Source organism: Nodosilinea sp. LEGE 06152 (assembly GCF_015207525.1).
GTDB lineage: Bacteria > Cyanobacteriota > Cyanobacteriia > Phormidesmidales > Phormidesmidaceae > Nodosilinea.
In genome coordinates this window covers 45,187-66,798 of record NZ_JADEWR010000017.1, presented here as the reverse complement: position 1 = coordinate 66,798, position 21,612 = coordinate 45,187, and the positions used below count along the sequence as shown (strand labels likewise).

The window sequence follows — 21,612 nt, the reverse complement described above, 5'->3', positions numbered from 1 at the left end:
GCGGGGGGGGTGTGGCGGGGGGGGGGGGGGGGGGGGGGGGGGGGGGGGGGGGGGGGGGGGGGGGGGGGGGGGGGGGGGGGGGGTGGGTGGGTGGGAGGGGGGGGGGGGTAGGCGGAGCGGTTCCTGAGCGAAGTCGAAGGAGAGCGGAGTCGAAGGAGAGCGGAGTCGAAGGAGAGGAAGGGGGGCTAGGTGCCTAGGAGGGAGAGGGCGGCGGTGACGACTTCGGTGGGGGGAATGTCGAGGCATTCCATCGCGTAGGGGCAGGTGAAGGCGTAGCAGGGGTTGCAGGGGGTGGGGCGACGGAGCAGGTGGGCGCGGGTTTGGCGGGGCTGCCACTGGCGCTCTAGCTCTGTTCCGGCAAAGAGAATGACGCTGGGGGTCTGGGTGGCGTCGGCGATGTGCATGGTCGAGGTGTTGTTGGAGAGCAGGAGCTGGGCTTTGGCGACCAGGGCGACGAGGTCGGAGAGGGTGGTTTTGCCGATTAGGTCGATGGCGTGGAGGCCGAGGGTGGCCAGCAGGGGCTCGGCGGCGGCGCGGTTTTTGTCGGTGCCGGTGACGACGACAGGCCAGTTAGTGGTTTCGGCCAGGGTGCGGGCGGCGATCGCAAATCGTTCCAGGTCGTACATGCGCGAGGGGCAGCTGGTCCAGGGGTTGAGCAGCAGGTAGGGCTGGGCAGGGATGTGGGGGGACGTGGGGATGGCGAGGGAGAGGTGGCGATCGCGCACTTGATACCCTGCCGCTTCCACCAGACGCAGGTTGCGATCGACCTGGTGCAGGTCGTCGGGCAGGTTGGCCAGGCGGTGGGTGAGGCATTCCCCAGTTTCTTTAGAGGCCCCCAGCCGCAGGGGAATGCTCGCCATCTGACAAATAAAGGCGGCGGGGTGGGGGCTTTGTTTGAAGCTGGTGAGGGCGATCGCCCCGTCAAACTGGCGGGCCTTGAGGGTTTCGATCAGCTGCCACTCCTGCTCCAGATCGCCGGGGGGCCGGTCTAACGCCTGCCACAGGGTGCGGTGGGTGATCACCTCATCTACCCAGGGCAGCACCGCCGCTGCCAGCGACCCCGCCGGGCTAGCCAGCAGGGTCACGCGCGTCTCGGGCTGAGTTTCTTTAATCGCCCGCAGAGCGGGGGCGGTCATCAGCACGTCGCCAATGTTGTCGGGGCGGAGGAGGAGGAGGTTGCGGGTGGCGGGCCAGGTGGGTGGGTGGGTGGGTAGGTGGGTGGATGGGTAGGCGGGTAGGTGGGTGGGCGGGTGGATGGGTGGATGGGTGGATGGGTGGATGGGTGGATGGGTGGGCGGGTGGATGGGTGGGCGGGTAGGTGGGGAGGGTTGAGCTTTATCTAGCCCGTGCTTGTCTACACTCTCACGCTCCCACGCTCCCACGCTCCCACTCGCCAACGCTCCCACACTCCCACGCTCCCACGCTCCCACACTCCCACGCTCCCACGCTCCCAGCACTTTCCCTACGGCATCGGCGACGGCTTCAGGGGCAATCAAGCTGACGCAGGTATCCCACGGAAAAGGGCAGGTGCCGCTGTACCAGCAGGGTTGCTCGGTGAAGTTGGCGATGTTGCGTTCAGAGCAGGGTGGGTAGCCCTGGAGGTTGTAGTGGGGGGCGGGCTGCCCGTAGCGGCCAGCCCAGGAGGGGCCAAACAGGGTGATGGTAGGGGTGCCGACGGCGGCGGCGATGCGGGCGGGGCCGGTGTCGCCTGCAACTACGCAGTCAAGCTGGGCGAAGAGGGCGGCTAGCTCCCGCAGGGAGCCACGGGGCCAGAGGGCAGCGGTTTCGAGCGGGTCAGCGATGGTTTGCGCCTGCTCTAGGGAGGCTCCGACGGGGACGACCAGGTGGGCATCGTAGCGGTGCTGAAGAAGTTTTCCCAGGGCCACAAAGCGATCGGGCGACCACTGCTTGATGGCCATTCCGGCATCGGCATACAGCCCAATGCGGGGGCGCGGCATTGAGGCCAGCTGAGTTTGTACGGAGGTCTGCTCGGCTTCGCTCAGGTACAGGCGGGGGTGGCGGTGGGCCTGGGCGGCCTCAGGGGTGACGAGCGATTCGGCCTGGAGAATCTGCAGCATGCGATCGCTCACTAGCTGCTCGGCGGGGGGGCTGCGCCACAGGTTTGTCACCGTGCGCCCGGCGCTAGATTGCGCGACCAGATCGGCAATGCCATCGTAGGTGGTGTCGGTCACGACAAGATCGAAGGAATGCTGTAAGACCTTGGCCACCGCCAGTCGAGCCTGCCCTGGGGCGGCTGTCCAAACCTGCTGCACCAGGGGATGGTGGGCGAGTAGCTGGTCGCCTGGGGCAAAGGTGAGCACCGTCACGTGGGCTGGGGCGTGGGAAGCCGCTAGGGCCTGAATTGCTGGCAGAGCAATTAAGACATCTCCCAGACCACCAAGGAGTTCAATGAAGAGAATTCTGGTCACGACAGGAAAAGAAGTTTGAGTTGAGAGCCACCCTTTAAGCTAAGCGCTTGCCTGAGCTTACCGACTCACTAACTTGCAAAATCGGCTCTCTTCGCCGCTCTTTAGCTCTTCCTGGTACAGCAGCGCGAGGCTGCTCTCTTCAAATTTGTCAAAAAAATCGTCCCACTCAATGCGCTCTAGCGAGTCTTTGCCGCTGTAGCCGGGGAAGTCAATGCGCAGCAGGCCAGGGTCGCCGTTTTCCTTTGTGCTTTTAACCGTGGCAGGAAAGCCACCCCGTGACTCAACCCACTTTTTAATGGTGTTGTGGTCGGTCGTGGTCTTGCTGTCTGATTTCGCCATCTATAAAATAGCCCCTGCTTAAAACTGCCCAAAAATCGATTTTTCTACGTCCACAAATAAATAAGAAACCTGCGAAAGAAAGTTTTGAGTTTCAAACTGCTTTCGTCCCTATCGGTCTGCAACTTTGGGTAGATTGCAGACCGATTTGAAAGAATGTTGACAGCAGCTCAAAACTCAAAACCACGCTCTCGAACTTCTCTATATCAACGTACCGGCGGGATCATGGGGCAGCCTCTTTCGGAAGGTAGGGGTTAAAGGAACATCAGCGAGTTGTTTTAGTCGAGCGGGGCAATGGCCTCTCGGTAGGTGCTGGTGCTGGTGCCCTGCTGGGGAACGCTGGCGCTGGTGCTGTACTGGGAGCGCAGTTCGCGAATGCGGCTGTCGCTAGCGGGGTGGGTGCGCAAAAATTCTGGCTGGGCGGAGGAGTCCATCAGCTGTTCTAGAAAGCTGACGAAGGCCTCAGGTGGGTAGCCCGCCGCCTGAAGAATTTGCAGCCCAGCGGCATCGGCAGCGTACTCAAAGTCACGCGATCGCGGCAGTTCAAAGGCGACCTGGTAGCCAACCTGGGCCAGGGCGCTCGTCTCTACCCCAGCGGTCTCGGCAATGCCCTGGGCCAGTACGGCTCGCCGCAGGGCCTGAATGCTGTGGCGTTCATTGATGTGGGCAATTTCGTGGGCCAACACCGAGGCCAGCTGGGCTTCGTTGTCGGCTTCTTGCAGCAGCCCCGTGGTGACGTAGACGAAGCCCCCCGGTGTGGCAAAGGCGTTGACTTGATCGCTGCTGACAACCTGGAAAGTGTAGGGAATGTCGCGGCTGTCGCTAGCTGCAACAAGTCGCTGCCCCACCTGGTCAACGTACTGCTGCACTTGGCGGTTGCTGTAAAGCTGGTACTGCTGGCTCAGCACCATCTGGTTGATCTGGCGGCCCAGTTCGACCTCTTCCTGGTCGGAGATGGTGCTGACTTGTATGTAGCGAAAAACGTTTTGGAACAGCTCTGCGAGGCCGAGCCGAATCTGTGCCGTGCTGTGGGCTGCCTGGGGCTGAATGGTGGCAGTGGCGGCAATCGCGGTACTGGGCAGGCCCAACATCAGCGCTCCGGCCAATCCACCAATGAGTCTGCTCTTGACTGGCCAAGCCATAGGTCTGTTCTCTCCTCTAAATGCAGATCTGTCTACTCTTATGGTGAGAAAAACGTCGGGTATCGGACTCTTACCGCTGAGGGAAATGGCCAGGGTCGGAGGTGAGAGCTTTGTGAAATGAATAGGTGGCTAGACCGGCAGCAGGTTGGGGGCGCTGAAGGTGCGATCGCCAATTGTGGTCGGCAGCTCCTGGTGGTAGGCCCCCGACGGCAGCACGCCGCAGCCGCCGTACTGCTTCATCACCCGCTGCTGCACCAGCACGTCTTCGCCGCAGCTCTCGGGCGGTAGGTCTGACCAGAAGGCAAACCCACCCACCGATTCCAGCTTGGCGCGATCGAACAACACACAGCCGCCAATCCAGGCGACGTGGTAGGTGCAGGGTCGCTCGGGGGTAAAGCCATATTTTTCCTGTAGGTGCAAGGGGTTGGCTGCGTTGTGGAGCCGCCACCGCTCCCACTCAGGAGTCCCTTTGGCGATGGTTTCGGGCTGCACAGGCCCCTGCCAGGGAGTAAACGGCTGCTGCTCGTGGGGGCGCACATCGTCGCTATAGCTCAGCCCGGTCAACGGGTTGCCGACAAAGCCACACCCCTCGCGCTGAATGGTCTCTAGCAACAGCTCCAGCACCCAGGGCTCTAGCAGCACATCGTCGTCAATAAACAGCACATAGGGGGCGCTAGCCTGCTCTAGCAAAAACTGACGGTGCTCAGCAATGCCGAGCCGGGGCAGGTGTTTGAGCAGACGCGGCGCGTTGCCGTGGGCCTCCAGCACCCGCAGCACCGTTTGAATGGTTCCCAGAGTGCTGAGATCGAGGTCGTCGGTTTGGTCAGAAACCGTGACCCGAAAATCTTGGCAGGTCTGGGCGCACAGGCTGGTCAGGGTTGCCGCCAGGGCATCGGGCCGGTTGTAGGTGGGGATGAGGATGTCGGTGGAGGGCATTTTGGGTGGATGGGTGGGCGGGTAGATGGGTAGATGGGTCGGCGGGTGGATGGGTAGATGGGTAGGCGGGTCGGCTCCTGAGCGGAGTCGAAGGAGAGGGTCGGTCGGTCGGCTCCTGAGCGGAGTCGAAGGAGAGCGAAGTTGAAGGAGAGCGAAGTTGAAGGAGATGGTCGGTCGGTTCCTGAGCGGAGTCGAAGGAGAGCGGAGTCGAGGGAGAGGAGAGGGAGATGGGGGAATGTAGACGTGGAGCCGCTTTCCGCAAGGTGGGGATGGGGATATGGGGGCTTCGACTCCGCTCAGCCCCCATATCGTCGAAGCCCCCACATTCCTGACAAACTACTTCAGGGTCTTGGTGGCTTTGTTGGCCAGGCCTTCGCGGCTGTGGCGCAGGTCGGTGAGCTGTCCGGTGGGTTCGCGCTTGAGTTCGTCGGGCACCTGGCTACCGACGGAACCTTTGGCTACGGTGACGCCACCATCGGCTAGCCACAGCGCACCTGTGACGTAGCTAGCCTCATCGCTAGCCAAAAAGGCGTAGACGTTGGCCATTTCTTCGGGGGTGCCACGGCGGGCCATGGGGGTAGCCTGAATCAGCATCTCCTCCATTTGTTCGTCCATAGGGCCGGTTTCTTTATGCGTCCAGGCGGTGTCGATCGCGCCGGGGCAGACGCAGTTGGCGCGCACGCCGTACTTTGCCTGCTCGACGGCTACCCCTTTCATGAAGGAGTGCATCCAGCCTTTGGTGCCGCCGTAGGTAGTGTTTTGGGCCAGGCCATTAAACCCGGCCTCAGACCCGGCGGAGACAATATTGCCCCGGCTCTGCTGCAAGTAGGGCAGGGCGTGTTTGGTCATTAGAAAGGCGGAGCGCATATTCATTTGAACAGTGCGATCGAACAGATCAACCGGGTAGTCTTGGGTTTCGGCGGTGACCAAAAATACCCCGGCATTGTTGATGAGAATGTCGATTTGGCCGAAGGTGTCGATCGCGGTCTGCACACAGGCCTGAGCCTCCTCAACCTGGGAAATATCGCCTTTGTAGACGGCGACCTCGCTGCCGTGCTTACGAATGGCCTGGGCCACATCGTCAATAGGGTCATCGGGCAGCCCGTTGATAACAACTTTGGCTCCTTCGGCGGCAAACTTGTGGGCGATCGCTTCACCCATACCGGCGGCGGCCCCGGTGATGATGGCGACTTTGCCTTCTAAACGACCGGTCATAACAAAATCCTCGCAGTATTGTGGGGCACCCCTTTAGAGTTCTGAGCCGGTGCTTTACTGTCCTCTGTTGCAGGTGAGAGTTTGTGAAGCATTTTGGTAATGGTTTTTCTTTCTTCGGAGAATGTTTGAGTAGGTGTTTGCTGCTGCGTTGACCCCTCCCGCACCCCCTTGCTCWCCTTCGACTCCGCTCTCCTTCGACTCCGCTCAGGAACCGACCGACCNNCTCCTWCMMCNTNNNTCTCCTTCRACTYCGCTCNKSMWYCGANCKMCSCTCNSKASCCSWYCKMCNNCGACNCCGCTCTCCTTCGACTCCGCTCTCCTTCGACTCCGCTCTCCTTCGACTCCGCTCTCCTTCGACTCCGCTCAGGAACCGACCGACCGACCGACCGGCTCGCCCACTCGCCTACCCATCCACCCGCCCACTCATCCACCCGCCCACTCATCCACCCGCCTACCCATCCCCCTCCCAAGAGAGAGCGCAGCGGCGGGCGAAGTGGTCCTCCTGGCAGACGAATTGCGCAGGCAGGCCCGGTAGGCTCCTATTGGCTGAGGTTCTGGTTGGCAGCGCCGCTTCAGCTGCAGTGCATCTCAAAGCATTGCGTTAATACTGCGTCAGCACATGGGGAGACGGTTTATGGCAAATCCGATTGGCAAAACCTGCTGGGCGATCGCTGAGGGCTACATTCCCCCCGACAACACCGACCGACCGCCGGAGTTTGTCAGCCACGAAACGGCCTGTTTGCTGAATACGTCGGACCAGGATGCTCAGGTGGAGATTGTGCTCTACTTCAGCGATCGCGACCCCGTTGGCCCCTACCGGGTCACTGTGCCCGCCCGCCGCACCCAGCACGTGAGGTTCAACGACTTGCAAGACCCCGAACCTGTGCCCAGAGGTACCGACTACGCCAGCGTGATTACCGCTGACGTGCCGATTGTAGTGCAGCATACCCGCCTCGACTCCCGCCAGGCCGAAACCGCGCTGCTTAGCACCATCGCCTACGCGGGGTGAATGGGTAGATGGGTAGATGGGTAGATGGGTAGATGGGTGGATGAGTACGGAATTAAATGCCATCCCTTCATTACCTCATCCACCCTCCCACTCATCCACTCCCTCACCCTCCCGCTCATCCATCCACTCTCCTACCCTCCCACGCATCCACCCATCCACCCTCCCACCCATCCACCTCTAAATCCCCTCTACTACCATGGTTCATCTCGGCTATCACGCCTCCCACGAACAGTTCAAACCGAGCCAGCTGCTCGAATGGGTGCAGCGGGCTGAACAGGCAGGCTTTACCCACGCTCTGTCGTCTGACCACTTTTTCCCCTGGAGCGAAGACCAGGGCGAGAGCGGGTTTGCCTGGTCGTGGCTAGGGGCGGCGATGCAGGCGACCAACCTGCACTTTCGAATTGTGAATGCGCCGGGGCAGCGCTACCATCCGGCCATCATTGCCCAGGCGGCGGCCACGCTGATGGAAATGTTTCCTCACCGCTTTTGGCTAACGGTGGGCAGCGGGCAGGCAATTAACGAGCACATTACCGGCACCCACTGGCCGTGTAAGGGCGATCGCAACCGCCGCCTAAAGGAATGCGTCGACATCATGCGCGCGCTCTGGGCAGGTGAAACCATCAACCACCACGGCCTAGTCGCGATAGAAGACGCCAAACTGTACACCCGACCTGACTATCAGCCGCAAGTCATTGGGGCTGCCATTACGCCTCAAACCGCTGAGTGGTTGGGAAGCTGGGCCGATGGGCTGATTACCACCTCGCGCCCGCCCGAGCAGCTCAAGCCCGTGGTCGATGCCTTTCGGCGCGGCGGTGGCGAGGGCAAACCGATGATTCTCAAGGTGCAGCTCTCCTACGATCGCACTCAAGAGGCCGCCCGCGAGGGAGCCCACCAGCAGTGGCGCAACAACATCTTCAAAAGCGTGCTGCTGAGTGACATTCGCACCGTTGAGCAATTTGACGCCGCTGGAGCCTTTGTTACCCCCGACGAGATGGATCAGCACGTACGCATTTCGGCCGACCCCCAGCAGCACCTCGACTGGCTCAAGGCCGACATTGAGCTGGGCTTTGACGAGCTGATTTTGCACAATGTCAACACCGCCCAGGCCCAGTTCATTGACACCTTTGGCGAAACAGTGATTCCGGCCTTGACCGGGAGATAATCTCGAACCCTGGCAGCAGCTTCAAAAACCCGGTTTCTAGTCCTGCAGGCAAGATCTGTCCTTAAATTAGCGACGAATAAACGGGGTTCTTGGCCAACGGGTTTTTGGCCACAATGGCTTGATGTTCTAGCTTGAACTGCTCCATAAACAGCAGTTCAAGCACCGCCGCCACCACCGCCTGGGGTTCAACCTGGCGCAGGCAGGCGTGGTGCCCCTCCGGGCAAATGCTCTTGTAGCAGAGACGGCAGGGCACGTCGTGAAACAGCACCTGGTGGGGCACCTGCCAGGGAGTGTGCTGCAGGTTGGTGAGGGCGTAGAGATCGACCACGGGGGTGCCGACGGCGGCGGCAATGTGAACCGGGCCGGTGTTGTTGGAGAGCAGCAGCGGGGCGGCGGCCAGCAGCGCCGACAGATCCTTCAAATCGAGCAGACCCACCAGGGAGTAGGAGGGCGCATCCATTTGATCGCGAATGCTTTCGACCAGGTCGCGCTCGGGCGGAGTGCCGGTAAAGAGAACGGTGAGGCCCGATTGAACGAGCGATCGCGCCACTTGAGCAAACAGCTCGGGCGGATAACGGCGGGAGGGTGCCGAGGCCCCAGGATGAATCACGATCCAGGGCTGGTCTGAATTTGTCTCTTGCATACCCCCAATCGGTAGGGGCACAGCATGCTGTGCCCCTACGGGGTCTCTGGCTGGCCTTGGGGTTTTCGTTGGTTGCGGCGATAAACCCAGTTCACCCAGCAGGGTCGTGATTCGCTGCTGAGCTAGGGTAGGCACAGTTAGCCGCAGGCGCGAGTCGGGGTTGGTATAGCCCACGCTGGCGACTAAATCGAGCTGGCGCTGCACTTCGTGGCGGCTGAGCTCGGGTTCGGGTTCAGGAATGTGGTCGGTGAGCAGCTGGTAGGGGTTTTCGCGGCAGTGAGCCAGCCGCAGGGGAATGTCGGCCAGGTAGGCCATGGTGGCGGTGGGTAGCGGGTTCTGGCTGTAGACGGTGAAAATAATCGCGGCATCAAAGCGCCGCCGCCGCAGTTCGGCCAGCATGTCGTGCTCGGGCTGGCTGGTTTCGCGGGGGGCGGTAGCCTTGAGCCAGGGGGCATCGTAGACCCAGACCTCGTCGACCATGGGCAGCTGGGGGGCGATCGCAGCCCCCGCCGCCGAGGTCATCAGGGTGAGGTGGCAGCCGGGGCGGCTGGCCTTGATCGCAGCCATGGCCGGGGTGGTCATTAGCACATCCCCCAGGCTGTCGAGGCGAACGCAGAGAATCCGCTGGGCGGTGTTCCAATCCATTACGAGTCTCCGGCGCGAATTTGCTGAATCAGGCCGGTGGTGGAGCGATCGCCCACGTAGGGCACAATCACCACCTCACCACCCAGTTCTTCAATCAGGGGCGTTTCGGGTAGCGACTGGCGAGTGTAGTCGCCGCCCTTGGCGTAGACATCGGGGCGAATCAGGCGAATTAGCTCGCGGGGGGCCAGGTCGGCAAAGGGCACTACGTAGTCGACGCAGCCCAGGGCAGCTAGCACCGTGAGGCGATCGGCCAGGGCGTTTACCGGGCGGGTTGGCCCCTTGAGCTGGCGGATGCTGTCGTCGGTATTGACCCCAACAATCAGCACGTCGCCCAGGGCTTTGGCTCGCTCCAGGCAGGTGACGTGGCCCGAGTGCAAGATGTCGAAGCAGCCGTTGGTAAACACAATCCGCTGGCCCCGGTGCCGCTGCTGCGCCACGATCGACACCAGCTCGGTCTGATCCATAATCCGCTTGTTGCCCTCCATTAGCGCCCGCCGCAGGGCCAGGGGGTGGCAGCGAGTGGTGCCCGGTTCTGTGACCACCACTGCCGTTGCGGTGGCCGCCAGCGAGGCGGCTCCGTGGGGGTCGGCCTCGGCGGCCAGGGCCAGGGCCAGGGTGGCCACGTAGGTATCGCCTGCCCCGGTGGCGTGGGTATTGGGGGCGGGGATGGCCAGGGTGCGGGTGGGCTCACCCACGCTGCCCTCACCGTCTTCCAAAAAGATCAGAACGCCGTCGCGATCGAGGGTGATGGCGGCCATCCAGGCTCCGGTTTCGCTGAGCACCCGCTGGCCGTGGCGGGTCATTTGCTCGACCCTGGCCGCCCCCGACAGACGCGGTAGCCCCAGCAGGGCAATAGCTTCGTCGTAGTTGGGCTTCACCGCTGTCACGTCCAGCCGCTTGTAGACCTCCAGGCGCTTGGAGTCGGCCACCAAAATGCGGGGGTGCAGCGCCTGCAACCGCTGCAGGGCCAGGGTGACCTGCGGCGTGATGATGCCGTAGGCGTAGTCTGAAATAATCACGGCATCGCAGAGGGAAAAGTAGCGCTCTAGCTGGGCCAAGAGCTGCTCTTCATCGCGGCCTGAAAGGTCGGTGGTACTGCCCTGATCAAAGCGCACCAGCAGCTGCTGATCGGCCAGCAAACGCTGTTTAACCAGGGTAGCGCGATCGCGCGATCGCACTACCCCCGCTAGTTTTACCCCACCGTCGGCCAGCGCTTCTTCTAGCTGCTGCCCGGCTGCGTCGTCGCCAACTACCGTTAGCAGGTAGGCCTCGGCCCCCAGGGCTGCCACATTGGCGGCGGTATTGGCGGCTCCGCCCGGCACGTGGTTGGCTTCCCCCACATCCACAATGGGCACCGGGGCCTCGCGGCACAGGCGCGTGGTTGCCCCCTGCAGGTAGGTGTCGAGCATGGCATCGCCAATCACCAGCACCCGCAGGTCAGAGAAGCTGGTGATCAGGTTAAGCAGTCGTTTGGTTTGAGCATCTATTGTTTGCATGGGGATGTGCATGGTATTGCTGCAGAGCGGTGCTGAAGAATAATGTCGGCGGCCTGGTCAAAGGTAGCTACGGTCTGGTGGGGCACCCGCCCCGGGTTCAAAACCCATTCGGTTTCGTTGCCGTTGTCGAGCAAGATGGTGCGGCACCCAGCCCGCCGCCCCGCCTCAATGTCGTTGAGAATGTCGCCCACCAGCCAGGAGCGCTCCAGGTTTAGGTTTAGGTCTGCCGCCGCCCGCCGCAGCATACCCGGCTCGGGTTTGCGACAGCGACAGCGAAAGGCGTAGCGAGCCACGGCCCCCTCGGGGTGGTGGGGGCAGTAGTAAAACCCAGCCAGGGGCACGCCCAGCAGCTGACGGAGGCGCTGCTCTACAGGAGCGATCGCGCTTTCAGCAAAGTATCCCCGCGCCACCCCCGACTGGTTCGTCACCACCACCAGGGCAAACCCCGCCTCGTACAGCCGCCGTACCCCCGTCGCTACCCCCGCACCCAGTCGGATCAGGTCTGGGTCGACGTTGTAGGGGACGTCTTCAATCAGCGTGCCGTCTTTGTCGAGGAAGATTGCGGGAAGCATTGGGGAGGGTGGATGGGTGGGAGAGTAGGAGAGTGGATGGGTAGATGAGTGGGAGGGTGGATGGGTGGGAGCAGAGAGTGGGCAATGGGGGTAGGGGATGAGTGGAGAATTGGACAAGGGGATAGCATTCAAAACTACTAACCCGCCTACCCATCCACCCATCCACTCATCCACCCGCCTACCCGCCTACCCACCTACGGCCAAGACGTCTCTTTCATCGGCAGCACCATCATTTCTGAAATCACCGTGCCCTGGGGCTGCGTCAGCAGGTAGCGGATGGTTTCGGCGACGTTGGCGGGGTCTTGCAGGGTGTTCTGGTCGATGTCGGGGAAGCGATCGAGCAGAAAGGGGGTGCGCATGCCGCCAGCAATCAAAGAGGTGACTTTGATGTTGTGGGGTCGCCCTTCGACGTGGAGGGCCTGGGAGAAGCCGAGCAGGCCCCACTTGCTGGCGTGGTAGGCGGAGGCGTTGGCCCAGGCGCGTTTGGCGGCGGTGGAGACAATGTTGATGATGTGGCCGCCGCCGTTTTGGCGCATTTCAGGGAAGACGGCCTTTGACATGAAGAAGGGGCCGCTGAGGTTGACGCCGATCACCTGCTGCCACTGGTCGGTGGTGAGGTCTTCAATCGATTCGGTGATGTCGATGCCGGCGTTGTTGATCAGCACGTCGATGCGGCCGTAGCGATCGCGCACCTGCTCCAACAGAGCCGTAGCGCTGGCGGGGCTGGTGACATCGAGGTTGAGGGCGATCGCCTGACCCTGCTGGCCGGTGGATGATTCAATTTCCTGCACCAGTTCGGTGGCGAGTTCGTGGCGCAGGTCGGCGACAACGACTTTCAGCCCGGCTTCGGCCAGGCAGCGACAGGTGGCCGCACCTAGGCCCCGCGCGCCTCCGGTGACGATGGCTACTTTGTTGGCGAGGGCGGGGAACTGGGTGGAGGGTTTGGAAAGAGTCTGCATGGGATTTCCTTTCTGATGAATTGGTTGGGTAAGGTTCAAAATTAAAAAGGCAAAATTCAAAAAGCAGGGTTTGAATTTTGAACTAAGAACTTTGACTGGCGGGCAGCGAGGCGGCGGTGCTGACCACCCTGGGGTGGAGCGGGGTGGCTTCCTCCTGCGATCGCGGCAGGGCGGGCGGGTCGGAGCGCTCCAGGTCGGYSYCRACCCRSTMGCMSRKCAGSWSSWKGGCCAGCNNNARCWRCMCKTNCTGRRTNCGSTSRRRRTCSNGGNTWGSCANCNNSCAKAWWGMCWRSKSSRYYAGGKRCWSCAGGNTCRCCNNGCYGCTGCCGCCCAGCAGGCCAACGGTGCGCACGTTGCAGGCTTTAGCCGCCGCCACCGCCTGCACCAGGTTTTCAGACTTGCCGCTGGTGCTGATGACCAGCAGCAGGTCGTCGGGCTGGGCAAAGGTGTAGACCTGGCGAGCGAAAATATCGCTGTAGCCGACATCGTTGGCCCAGGCGGTGAGCAGGGCCACATCGGCGGTCAGGGCCATCACCGGCAGCCCGGTGCGGTGGTGGGAGCAAAACCGACCCACCAGTTCGGCGGCGAAGTGCTGCGATTCGGCGGCGCTGCCCCCGTTGCCGCAGACCAGCACCTTGCCCCCCCGGTTAAAGCATTCGCTAATCTGTCGAGACACCGCCAGAATGTCGGCGCTGACCAGGCGACGGGCCTGCCGCATCGCCAAAATGGAGGCATCGAACCGGGCCTCGATCTGAGCCAGGTCGTTGATGGTGGTTTCGGCGGTGGCGTTGGCGCTGAGGCTGGTGCTGAGCACCGACTCATAGATGCCCGCCAGGGCGCTGGCCACCTTGGCCCAGGTAAACCGTCGCGCCACATGGCGCTGGGCCTGGCGACCAAACAGGTTGAGCATGGTCGGGTTTTGGTACAGGAAGGCAATGCGATCGCAGACCTCCTGAGCATTCTTAGGCGCTACCAGGTAGCCCGTTTCGCCATCGCGCACCGTGAACTTGATGCCCCCCACATTTGAGCCAATCACGGGAGTGCCGCAGGCCATCGCCTCCAGCGGGGTAATGCCAAAGGGCTCGTACCAGGGGGTAGTCACAAACACATCGGCGGCGCTGTAGAAGTACTTCAGCACCTCGCGCCCCCGCTGGCCGATAAAGGAGACCCGATCGCCGATGCCCAGATCAGCCGCGATCGCCTGCAGGCGACCAATCTCGGGCGTAACCTGTGGGTCGGGCACCGCCGACTCGCCCCCGACCACCACCAGCCGGGTCGGCAGCCGCTGCCGGTTCAGCAGCGCGATCGCCTCTACGACCGTATCGACCCCCTTGCGCGGCACCATGCGACCCAGCTGCAGCACCACCCGCTCGGCGGCGGGCAGCCCCAGAGTAGCCCTGGCCTGCCCTTTTGGAATTGGCCAAAACTCGCTCAAATCGACCCCGCAGGGCACGACGTGAATCTTGCGGGCGTCGGCCCCGTAGAGCTGAATCAGGTCGTCGCGATCCTGGGGGCATTCAGCGATAATGCCGTCTGCCGCCTGCACGACCTGTTCTTCAATGGCAAAGCGATCGTCCGGGAAGCCATCGGCCTCGCCCTGGTAACGCCGCCGCACCTTACCCAGGGCGTGAAACGTGACCACAAAGGGAATGCCGGTGTACTGCTTGATCTGGCTGGCCACCCGCGCCGACATCCAAAAATTGGCGTGCACCAGATCGTAGCCGCCGTTCTGCTGCTGTTCGCGACGGGCAAAGGCCACCATAAAGCGGGTGAATGCCTTCATGTGGGGCAGCAGCTGTTCTTTGGGCACCGGCTCCGGCGGCCCCGCTGGCACATGAATAACGCGCACCCCCTGATGCCACAGCACCGCCTCGGGCAGGTCGGGGGCATCGCGCCGGGTAAAAACGTCAACCTTGTAGCCCAGGGCGGCGAGCTGCTTGGCCGTCTGGCCCACGTAGACATTCTGGCCGCCGCTGTCGGTACCGCCAAAGGTGCCCAGGGGTGAGGCGTGTTCGCTGATGATGGCGATTCGTTTGGTCATAGCTGTGAGGGGTGAGAGGGTGGATGGGTAGGCGGGTCGGCTCCTGAGCGGAGTCGAAGGAGAGAGGGATGGGAGGAAGGTCGGTTCCTGAGCGGAGTCGAAGGAAGCGGAGTCGAAGGAGAGGGGGATGGGAAAATGAGGCTTAGATCGCTAGCGACTCCGGCCTTGGGGGGGTGGGGCCGCCAGCGCGGGCGGGCGGTGATTCTGGTCCTGCCTGAGCTGAATGGCGTCGGCAAAGGCGGCGTTCCAGTCCTGCACAAAGTGGTACAGGTTAAATCGGGTTTGGCCGACGGTTTGGGCTCCCTGGCTGAGGTGACGGGCGAGGTCGGGGTGGTCAATTAGCTGCTGCATCTGCTTGATGAGCGCCGCTGGATCGGTGTGAATAAAGCCAGAAACGTCGTTTTCAACCACGGTGGGTAGCTCGGTGGTGGCGAGGCCGACGATGGGCAGGCCCAGATACATGGCTTCGCAGACGGCTAGGCCCAGGCTGGTGTAGCGCACGGGGTGAAAGAAAAATCGGTAGCGGGCCATTAGGGCGGGTAGGTCGCGGTGGGAGATATTGCCCAGACCGCCGAGGCTTTCAGAATCCATGCCGACCAGATCGAGGGGAATGTGCTGACGCACCTGCTGAAACAGGTCGGCTCCCAGGCGGCGACCGCGCGATCGCAACCCGTTCACCACCACAATGCCCTTGGCAATTTCGCCTGTGTACTGCACCTCTTCGGGCACCGTTACCCCGTGCTCAATCACTCGGGTGGGAGTGCGGCCACAGTCCCACATCAGCCGGTTAAAGGCCGTTACATGCACCAGCAGCACCCCAGGATCGTCAACCCCGTGGCGAGTGTCGGTGGGGTGCTCGCGGGGCGGGTCGTGCTCCAAAAACAGCTGCGGTAGCTGCCGCTGTTCGGGGCTGAGAATCTCGTGCTGATCCTGCTCGTAGTTGCGGCGCGACTGGTACAAGATGCAGTCGAACTCCTGATGGCGCACGTCTTCTGCCGCAATGTCGAAGACGTTGTGGCCCCAGTCAAACCCCGGCAGCCGTCCGCCGTACCCTTCGGGATGCCCCGGCTTGGTTGGCAGGTAAAAGTCGTGGGGGCACTGGGTCAGGTAGTAGAGGTAGCTGCCGTGAACGTGCCAGGTGAGGATGCGAAGGCGTTGCATGGGTGTGGGGAATGGGTAAGGGGTAGGCGGGTAGGGGGTGGATGGGTAGGCGGGTGGGAGGGTAAGGGGTGGATGGGTAGGGGGTAGATGGGTGGATGAGTAGGAAAGGGCTTCGTGAGGGGGTGGAGTTGGGAATGGGGGGATGGGTGGAGTTCAGGACTTGCAGCTAGGTCTCATCCACTCATCCACCCTTCCACTCGACCACCCGCCTACCCGCCCACCTGCCCACTCACCCACTCCCTCAGCAGGCTCAGCAGCTGCTCACCGTCTCCGCCAACCGGGGGCGAGCAGTGGCTGAGTACCTGGCCACCAAACTCGCAGGATTGGCCGATGCGGATGGGAATGCCTGCCAGGTAGCAGAGGTAGCCCAGGGTATAAGGGGACTGGCCGGGGGCAGTGAAAATTACGGCGGCGTCGAACTGCTGCTGGCGCAGCCAGGCGATCGCCCGCTGCCAATCGACCGGGGCGCTGGTTTGCGAAAGCAGCAGCCAGGCGACCTGGGCGGGGTCTACAACGGTCAGGCTGGCCTGGGGACAGAGGTGCTGTAGATCGGCTGGGGCTGAATTTGGGGACTGGGTAAAAACGATAATTCGTTGCAGATTGACGCTGGTTTTAACGGCCATAGCAGGCCTCCATCAGCGACTCAGGCCGCGATTCAGGCCGCGACTCAGGACCGTGGGGAGAGCTGAGCAGGTCGTGGGCTTGCACCAGCACCCTGGCCGGGGTTGCCGAGCCGGCCTGGCGGCTGTCGACGCGACGGTGGCGGGCTTCGTTTAGGGGTGCCCAGCGCTGCATGTCTGAGTCACTAAATATGACCACGCTGGGGGTCTTGAGCGCGGCCCCCAGGTGCGAAATGCCGGTGTCGTTGCAGACCAGCAGGGCGGCGTGGCGCAGCAAAACCGACAGGGCTCCCAGGCAGGTGCGGCCCGCCAGATTGACGGGCAGGGGCGTGCCGGGCTGGTTGATGGCGGCCGAAACTTGATTGGTCAATCTGCGCTCGGCGGCGGTGCCGGTGAGCACAATGCGATGCCCCTGGCTGGCTAACTGCCGCGCGACCTCTATAAACCCGACCGTCGACCAGCGGCGCGACTCAATGCTGGCCCCCGGATGCAGGCAAATGTACTGACCCGGCACCAGAGAGTGCGCCTCTAGCAGCTGCAGACCGGCCTGGTACTCTACCTCGGCGAGCGGAAATTCGAGGGTGCGGTTGGTTTCGGGCAGCCCCAAAAACAGCATTAGATCGAGCAGGCGATCGACCTCTGAACCCTGCTGGGGGTAGGGCAAAAAATAGTGGGGATTGGGGCAATACTGCCCTGGCAGGTAGAACCCGGCCTGGTGTTGGCCGCCGAGCAGGGTGAGAAACGGGTTGATGTAGCTGCCGCTGCCGTGCATTTGCAGCGTGAGGTCGTAGGCCTGACTCTGCAAAGACTGACAAAAGTCAATGGTGGCCTGCGGCCCCTGCCAGCCCTCGGGAATGCCCGGAAAGCCGGGAAAGGGCAGCCACCGATCGATCAAATGGGCAAACCGCTGGCCAAACCACTCGGTGCCCGGCAAGCCGAGCCAGGTAATTTTGGCCTGGGGATAGGCCTGCCGCAGCGATCGCAGCGCTGGCACCGCGCACAACAAATCCCCTAGACCTGGCAGCGCGCGCACCACTAAAATTCGGGCGATCGCGGGTATCGGAAGGCGATAGGCCATAGCCGAATGCCCTAAATTAACAACTACAAATGTCATACTAGGCAGATTTGCAAATAACTTCATTGGACATTTGACAAGACATTCTGCTGTTTTGTTGATGCCGTTTGTGCATTTTGCACAGTTGAGTTTTTAGAACTTTTTAAGGTTTAAAAGATTCTTTTTAGGGATACCTCTTTTGATTGCAAAAAACTATTTCTTTCGGTAGGTGTCAAGATCGATCGCAACCACGAAGCTAGTTCATTGGGGTGACGTGAATTGCTAGAATTGCTCAGCGTTTGGCAAGATTAATCTGGTACAGTTTTTATCTACAGCGTGCTTGACCGTGGCTCAATCTTTTGATCAAATCGCTGAAGTGGTTGCCAAGCAAATGTCTTCGTTGCTACAAACCGCTGTTTTAGTCAGTGATGCGGACGAAACCGTAGTGGCCAGTCAGCGGGTCGAACACGATCTTTCTTCTATAAAAGAATCGTCAAAAAATGGGGGCAACGACAACGGCGCTGGCCAGTATTTAAAATTTCCCTTCCATGTGTATGACCAGATGGGAGTGGTTTTTATTGAGCAGTGGGCCGATGGCGAAAAGCTTTCGCCAAAGCTAACTCAAGCTTACATTGACTTAATGATTAGTCAGATTACCTATTCCACTCCTTCCAGCCAGCAAGTTTTTAAGAATCAGGTTATTTATAATCTTTTGCAGGGCCATATTAAAGACGAAGCTCTGGCACTACAGCAGGCGGCTCTGCTTGGCATAGATTTTTCTCCGCCGCGAGCGGTCATTTTAATCGACGCTACAGAGGCGATTTTGACAGCTAGCTACAGCGCAGAAGCGCCCACCTATGAACAGCAGCGCCGTTCTCAAGCCATCATTACCAGTACGGTGACCTTCTTTAATTTGCCCGACGATACCATCTGCGCCGATTTGGGCGGGGGGCAGTTTGCCGTACTCAAGGCCAGCGACAGCAAAAACCTGCATCCCTGGGCCAACCACAGCGGTACTTCCGCAGACGCGATCGGCTCCTCCTGGACTAATCTGGAGGCCCTTAAGCGAGCGGCTAATGCCCTGCTGGAGCAGCTGCGCGAGACTACGGGCACGACGGTGTGCATTGGCATTGGCCGTTATCACCCCGGTATTTTGGGGGTGTCGCGCTCGTACCAAGATGCCCAGGTGGCGCTACGGCTGGGGCGACGGTTTAACGGCCAAAACCGGGTCTACTGTCTAGATGACTTGGGTATGGCGGCCTTTGCCTGCGTGGCGGATGAGCGCACCAAGGTCGATCTGGCGCTGCATTTGCTCAGCCCTCTCGACAATGAGCCCGACTTAATCAGCACGCTGAAGGTTTTCTTTGCCGCCGATTGCGCGCTGTCGTCGACGGCGAAGCAGCTCTGCATTCATCGCAATACGCTGACCTACCGCCTGGAGAAAATCGCCTCGCTGACGGGCCTCGACCCCCGCCGCTTTGACGAAGCGGTGCAGATTCGGCTGGCGCTTTTACTGCAGGAGTTTCAGGCCTGTTGAGGAATAGGCATTTTGACAGTTGAACGGTTGAGTTTAGGCTGGTCGTGGCATGATTTAAGGCGGCTATTCAACTGGAAGGGTTAATATCGATGGCTTTGCCCTTTGACGCCGCCCCCAGCGAGGAGCGAATTGCGCGATTTTGGCAGCTCTCGGCCAGTTTTGGCATGGAGCGCAATGCGTACCACAACTATCTCAACGAGCTGGTGAGCGATCGCTATGCCCTGATCAAAGGCCTACAGCTGCTGCGCGACGAGCTACAGTTTGCCGGGGCTAGCGCAACGGATATTGGAGCCTGCGGGGCCGATATGAGCCTGCCCAGCGCGGTGACCACCCTGGCCTACACCAACTGCGGCGATCGCATTCACCAGGGTGAGGCGACCAAACGCTACCGCGACGTGGTGGCCTCCCGGTTTGCCACCCTGTCAGAAATTGGTGAACTCAAGCTGGAGGCCTTTTTCCCCGCTGGGGGCGGCACCGACAATGGGGCAACGCTGGCCCATGTCACCGTGGCCCACGAGCTGGATGAAAACCTCAAGCGCCGGGTCTACGAGGGCAACGCGCAGTCGATTTCGCTGGTGGCGATCGATCTCAAGACCCACGTGGGCCGCATTCAAGAGGACGGCAAGCAGGTCTACGGCAAAACCCGCGAGTCGCCCTGGCGCGAACCTCGGGCTGCCTGCGGTGCGATCGTGGGGGCGCTGAGCCACTTTCAGCCCGAAAACCTCATTCACCGCCGCATTCGCAGCGACCTGGGCGAGCGCAACTTTCAATTTTTGTCGAGCCAGCGCATTTTGACCGACGAGGGGGTCGATATTACGATGGCGGTGGCCGCTGCGATCGTGGCGATTCGCGGCATTCGCAATACGGCGATGGCCCTGGCCCAGGAAATGGACGAGCGCGGCCTCGGCCACCTGACCGCCAGCACCACGGTAAATCGCCCCTCGCGCGATGACCTGGTGATTTACCTGGCGCGGGCCACGGTATTTAACGGTATGGTGCGCATTCAAAGCCTGGGCACCGAGGCCAAACGCTACAGCGGCAAGCTGGTTGGATACGCCGGGGAGAAGCGCCTGCAGCTGCGCTACGACGACTGGGACAGCGAAGACGTGCCGGTCGAGGAGATTCCTTATAAGGTGCGGCTGTCGGGACTGTAGGTTTGGAGTGGATGGGTGGGTGGGTGGGCGGGTGGATGGGTGGATGGGTGGATGGGTGGATGGGTCGGTCGGTCGGTCGGTTCCTGAGCGGAGTCGAAGGAGAGGGGAGTCGAAGGRGWGGRNGRGTSGAKGGGKMGGKNCGGTCGGTCGGTTCCTGAGCGGAGTCGAAGGAGAGCGGAGTCAAAGGAGAGCGGAGTCGTTCGCGCTGGCGTCTCCCGTAGGGAGAAAGGGGGTAGACGGCTAGGGCTTGGCGGTCTAGGTTTGAGTCTGTGTTGAATCCAAATGAGTCCAATTTTAATTCTCTGTAGACTAATTTTGTTCAGGTTGCGTCCGGTGTCCAATCTGGGTGAAAGGAGTCGCGGTCGTTGGAGAATGGGTCTGCGCCTGCACCTTTTTGGTAAGCCATGACTCAGCGATACCGATATCTAAAACTGCTGGCCCGAGTGCGCCGCCAGCAGCGCAAGCTGTGGCTGAGCAATAGCGGCGATTGGCAGTGGCTAGCCAGCAAGCCTATGCCGATGGCAGGGGTGAATCGCTTGCTGTGGCGAGAGTCGGTGCCGTCGCTCAGCTTTTTTGTGATGCTGATGCTGTCGGGGGTGATTTCGTCGCTGGGGCTACTGGCGGGCAGCACTGCAACGGTGATTGGAGCAATGATTATTGCGCCGCTGATGGGGCCAATTATTGGCATTGCCTACGCGATCGCCGTTGCTAACCGCCGCTTGATGAAGCGGGCGAGTCTGACTCTGCTTTGGGGTACGCTGGCGACGGTGTTTAGCTCGACGCTGATTGCCAGTCTGATTGGCCTGCAGCTTTTAAATCAAGAAATTTTGCTGCGTACCGAGCCTAACTTGATCGACCTGATGGTGGCGATCGCGGCAGGGGCGGCGGGAGCCTTTGCCAAATCGCGCAAGCATGTGGCCGATGCCTTTCCGGGGGTGGCGATCGCGGTGGCCCTGGTGCCGCCGTTGGGCGTGATTGGCATTGGCATTGCCCGGCTGGATCAGACTATCTTTTTGGGGGCTACCCTGCTATTTATCACTAACCTGACGGGCATTATCTTCAGCGGTATTTTGGTCTTTTTGTGGCAGCGCTACGGCACTTTAAAGCGCGCCCAGGAAGGGGTAGTGCTGTCGGCACTGGTGCTAGTGGTGCTGGGCATTCCGCTGGGGCTTTCGCTCAACAATTTGCTGGTGCAGTCTAACTCTCGCCAGCAGGTCGGTAGAATTATTCGCACCGAACTCCCCCTAGTGAGGCGGGCCGAGCTGCAGGAAATGGCCATCCAACAAAACGATGGCTCGCTCCAGATCTCCCTAAGTTTTGCGGCTCCGCCCAATACTATTAGCGCTGAGGACGTGCAACAGTCGCAGGCGTTTTTGGAAGATCGCCTCGATCAGCCAGTTGGGCTGACCCTGCGAGTGGTGCCGATACAAGAGTTTTCGCTGCCTGCCAACCCTTGATTAGGGCAGGGCGAATATGCGGGTTTGCAAGCCGTGAATGCACC

Annotated in this window: 17 protein-coding genes and 1 pseudogene; 5 read left to right on the top strand and 13 right to left on the bottom strand. The window is 61.3% G+C overall.

Features of this window, described 5'->3' with window-relative positions:
- Window positions 1-185: 185 nt before the first annotated feature.
- The 5 genes from IQ265_RS21115 to IQ265_RS21095 all read right to left on the bottom strand — a co-directional run bounded on the left by IQ265_RS21115 (window position 186) and on the right by IQ265_RS21095 (window position 6,058).
- Entirely contained in the window at window positions 186-2,429 is a 2,244-nt protein-coding gene (locus IQ265_RS21115; protein ID WP_194057241.1) for a glycosyltransferase family 9 protein, read from the bottom strand.
- Window positions 2,430-2,486: 57 nt separating this feature from the next.
- Complete coding sequence (locus IQ265_RS21110) at window positions 2,487-2,768, bottom strand: hypothetical protein (RefSeq protein ID WP_194057239.1); 282 nt, start codon at window positions 2,766-2,768, stop codon at window positions 2,487-2,489.
- Between the two features lie 275 nt (window positions 2,769-3,043).
- Window positions 3,044-3,907, bottom strand: a complete 864-nt coding sequence (locus IQ265_RS21105; protein ID WP_194057237.1) for a M48 family metallopeptidase — start codon at window positions 3,905-3,907, stop codon at window positions 3,044-3,046.
- Window positions 3,908-4,036: 129 nt separating this feature from the next.
- Complete coding sequence (locus IQ265_RS21100) at window positions 4,037-4,843, bottom strand: glycosyltransferase family A protein (RefSeq protein ID WP_194057235.1); 807 nt, start codon at window positions 4,841-4,843, stop codon at window positions 4,037-4,039.
- 336 nt (window positions 4,844-5,179) lie between these two features.
- Window positions 5,180-6,058 (bottom strand): SDR family oxidoreductase, encoded by an 879-nt coding sequence (locus IQ265_RS21095; protein WP_194057233.1) that lies wholly within the window; start codon window positions 6,056-6,058, stop codon window positions 5,180-5,182.
- Window positions 6,059-6,692: 634 nt separating this feature from the next.
- Here IQ265_RS21095 and IQ265_RS21090 point away from each other — a divergent pair.
- Both IQ265_RS21090 and IQ265_RS21085 read left to right on the top strand, forming a co-directional pair.
- A complete protein-coding gene (locus IQ265_RS21090) occupies window positions 6,693-7,067 on the top strand; it encodes a sensory rhodopsin transducer (RefSeq protein WP_194057230.1) in 375 nt (124 codons plus the stop codon).
- Window positions 7,068-7,263: 196 nt separating this feature from the next.
- Window positions 7,264-8,229, top strand: coding sequence for a TIGR03885 family FMN-dependent LLM class oxidoreductase (locus tag IQ265_RS21085; RefSeq protein WP_194057228.1), 966 nt, complete (start codon window positions 7,264-7,266; stop codon window positions 8,227-8,229).
- A 61-nt stretch (window positions 8,230-8,290) separates the two neighbouring features.
- Here the strand turns inward: IQ265_RS21085 and IQ265_RS21080 are convergent, their stop codons facing one another.
- The 8 genes and pseudogenes from IQ265_RS21080 to IQ265_RS21045 all read right to left on the bottom strand — a co-directional run bounded on the left by IQ265_RS21080 (window position 8,291) and on the right by IQ265_RS21045 (window position 17,444).
- A complete protein-coding gene (locus IQ265_RS21080) occupies window positions 8,291-9,517 on the bottom strand; it encodes a glycosyltransferase family 9 protein (protein WP_194057226.1) in 1,227 nt (408 codons plus the stop codon).
- Window positions 9,517-11,013 carry a D-glycero-beta-D-manno-heptose 1-phosphate adenylyltransferase gene (gene rfaE2, locus IQ265_RS21075; protein ID WP_194057224.1) on the bottom strand — a complete coding sequence of 499 codons (1,497 nt, stop codon included), beginning with the start codon at window positions 11,011-11,013 and terminating at the stop codon, window positions 9,517-9,519. Before rfaE2 ends, IQ265_RS21080 begins: the two co-directional genes overlap by 1 nt.
- Window positions 11,001-11,585, bottom strand: a complete 585-nt coding sequence (locus IQ265_RS21070; RefSeq protein WP_194057222.1) for an HAD family hydrolase — start codon at window positions 11,583-11,585, stop codon at window positions 11,001-11,003. The genes rfaE2 and IQ265_RS21070 overlap by 13 nt, the downstream gene beginning before the upstream one ends.
- A 194-nt stretch (window positions 11,586-11,779) precedes the next feature.
- Complete coding sequence (locus IQ265_RS21065) at window positions 11,780-12,544, bottom strand: SDR family oxidoreductase (RefSeq protein WP_194057220.1); 765 nt, start codon at window positions 12,542-12,544, stop codon at window positions 11,780-11,782.
- Window positions 12,545-12,626: 82 nt separating this feature from the next.
- Window positions 12,627-14,585: pseudogene (locus tag IQ265_RS21060) on the bottom strand (glycosyltransferase).
- A gap of 150 nt (window positions 14,586-14,735) precedes the next feature.
- On the bottom strand, window positions 14,736-15,746 hold the full coding sequence (locus tag IQ265_RS21055; protein ID WP_194057219.1) for a glycosyltransferase: 1,011 nt from the start codon (window positions 15,744-15,746) through the stop codon (window positions 14,736-14,738).
- A 209-nt stretch (window positions 15,747-15,955) separates the two neighbouring features.
- Window positions 15,956-16,369, bottom strand: coding sequence for a hypothetical protein (locus IQ265_RS21050; RefSeq protein ID WP_194057259.1), 414 nt, complete (start codon window positions 16,367-16,369; stop codon window positions 15,956-15,958).
- Window positions 16,359-17,444, bottom strand: coding sequence for a glycosyltransferase family 9 protein (locus IQ265_RS21045; protein ID WP_194057217.1), 1,086 nt, complete (start codon window positions 17,442-17,444; stop codon window positions 16,359-16,361). Before IQ265_RS21045 ends, IQ265_RS21050 begins: the two co-directional genes overlap by 11 nt.
- 322 nt (window positions 17,445-17,766) lie before the next feature.
- On the opposite strand from IQ265_RS21045, the gene IQ265_RS21040 reads away from it, so the two are divergent.
- The 3 genes from IQ265_RS21040 (at window position 17,767) to IQ265_RS21030 (ending at window position 21,568) form a co-directional block, all read left to right on the top strand.
- Window positions 17,767-18,957, top strand: a complete 1,191-nt coding sequence (locus IQ265_RS21040; protein WP_347404994.1) for a helix-turn-helix domain-containing protein — start codon at window positions 17,767-17,769, stop codon at window positions 18,955-18,957.
- A gap of 89 nt (window positions 18,958-19,046) precedes the next feature.
- Window positions 19,047-20,111, top strand: coding sequence for a hypothetical protein (locus IQ265_RS21035; RefSeq protein WP_194057215.1), 1,065 nt, complete (start codon window positions 19,047-19,049; stop codon window positions 20,109-20,111).
- A 404-nt stretch (window positions 20,112-20,515) separates the two neighbouring features.
- The gene (locus IQ265_RS21030) at window positions 20,516-21,568 is read left to right on the top strand and encodes a TIGR00341 family protein (RefSeq protein ID WP_194057213.1); all 1,053 of its coding nucleotides are present in this window, start codon (window positions 20,516-20,518) and stop codon (window positions 21,566-21,568) included.
- The last annotated feature ends 44 nt before the right edge of the window (window positions 21,569-21,612 follow it).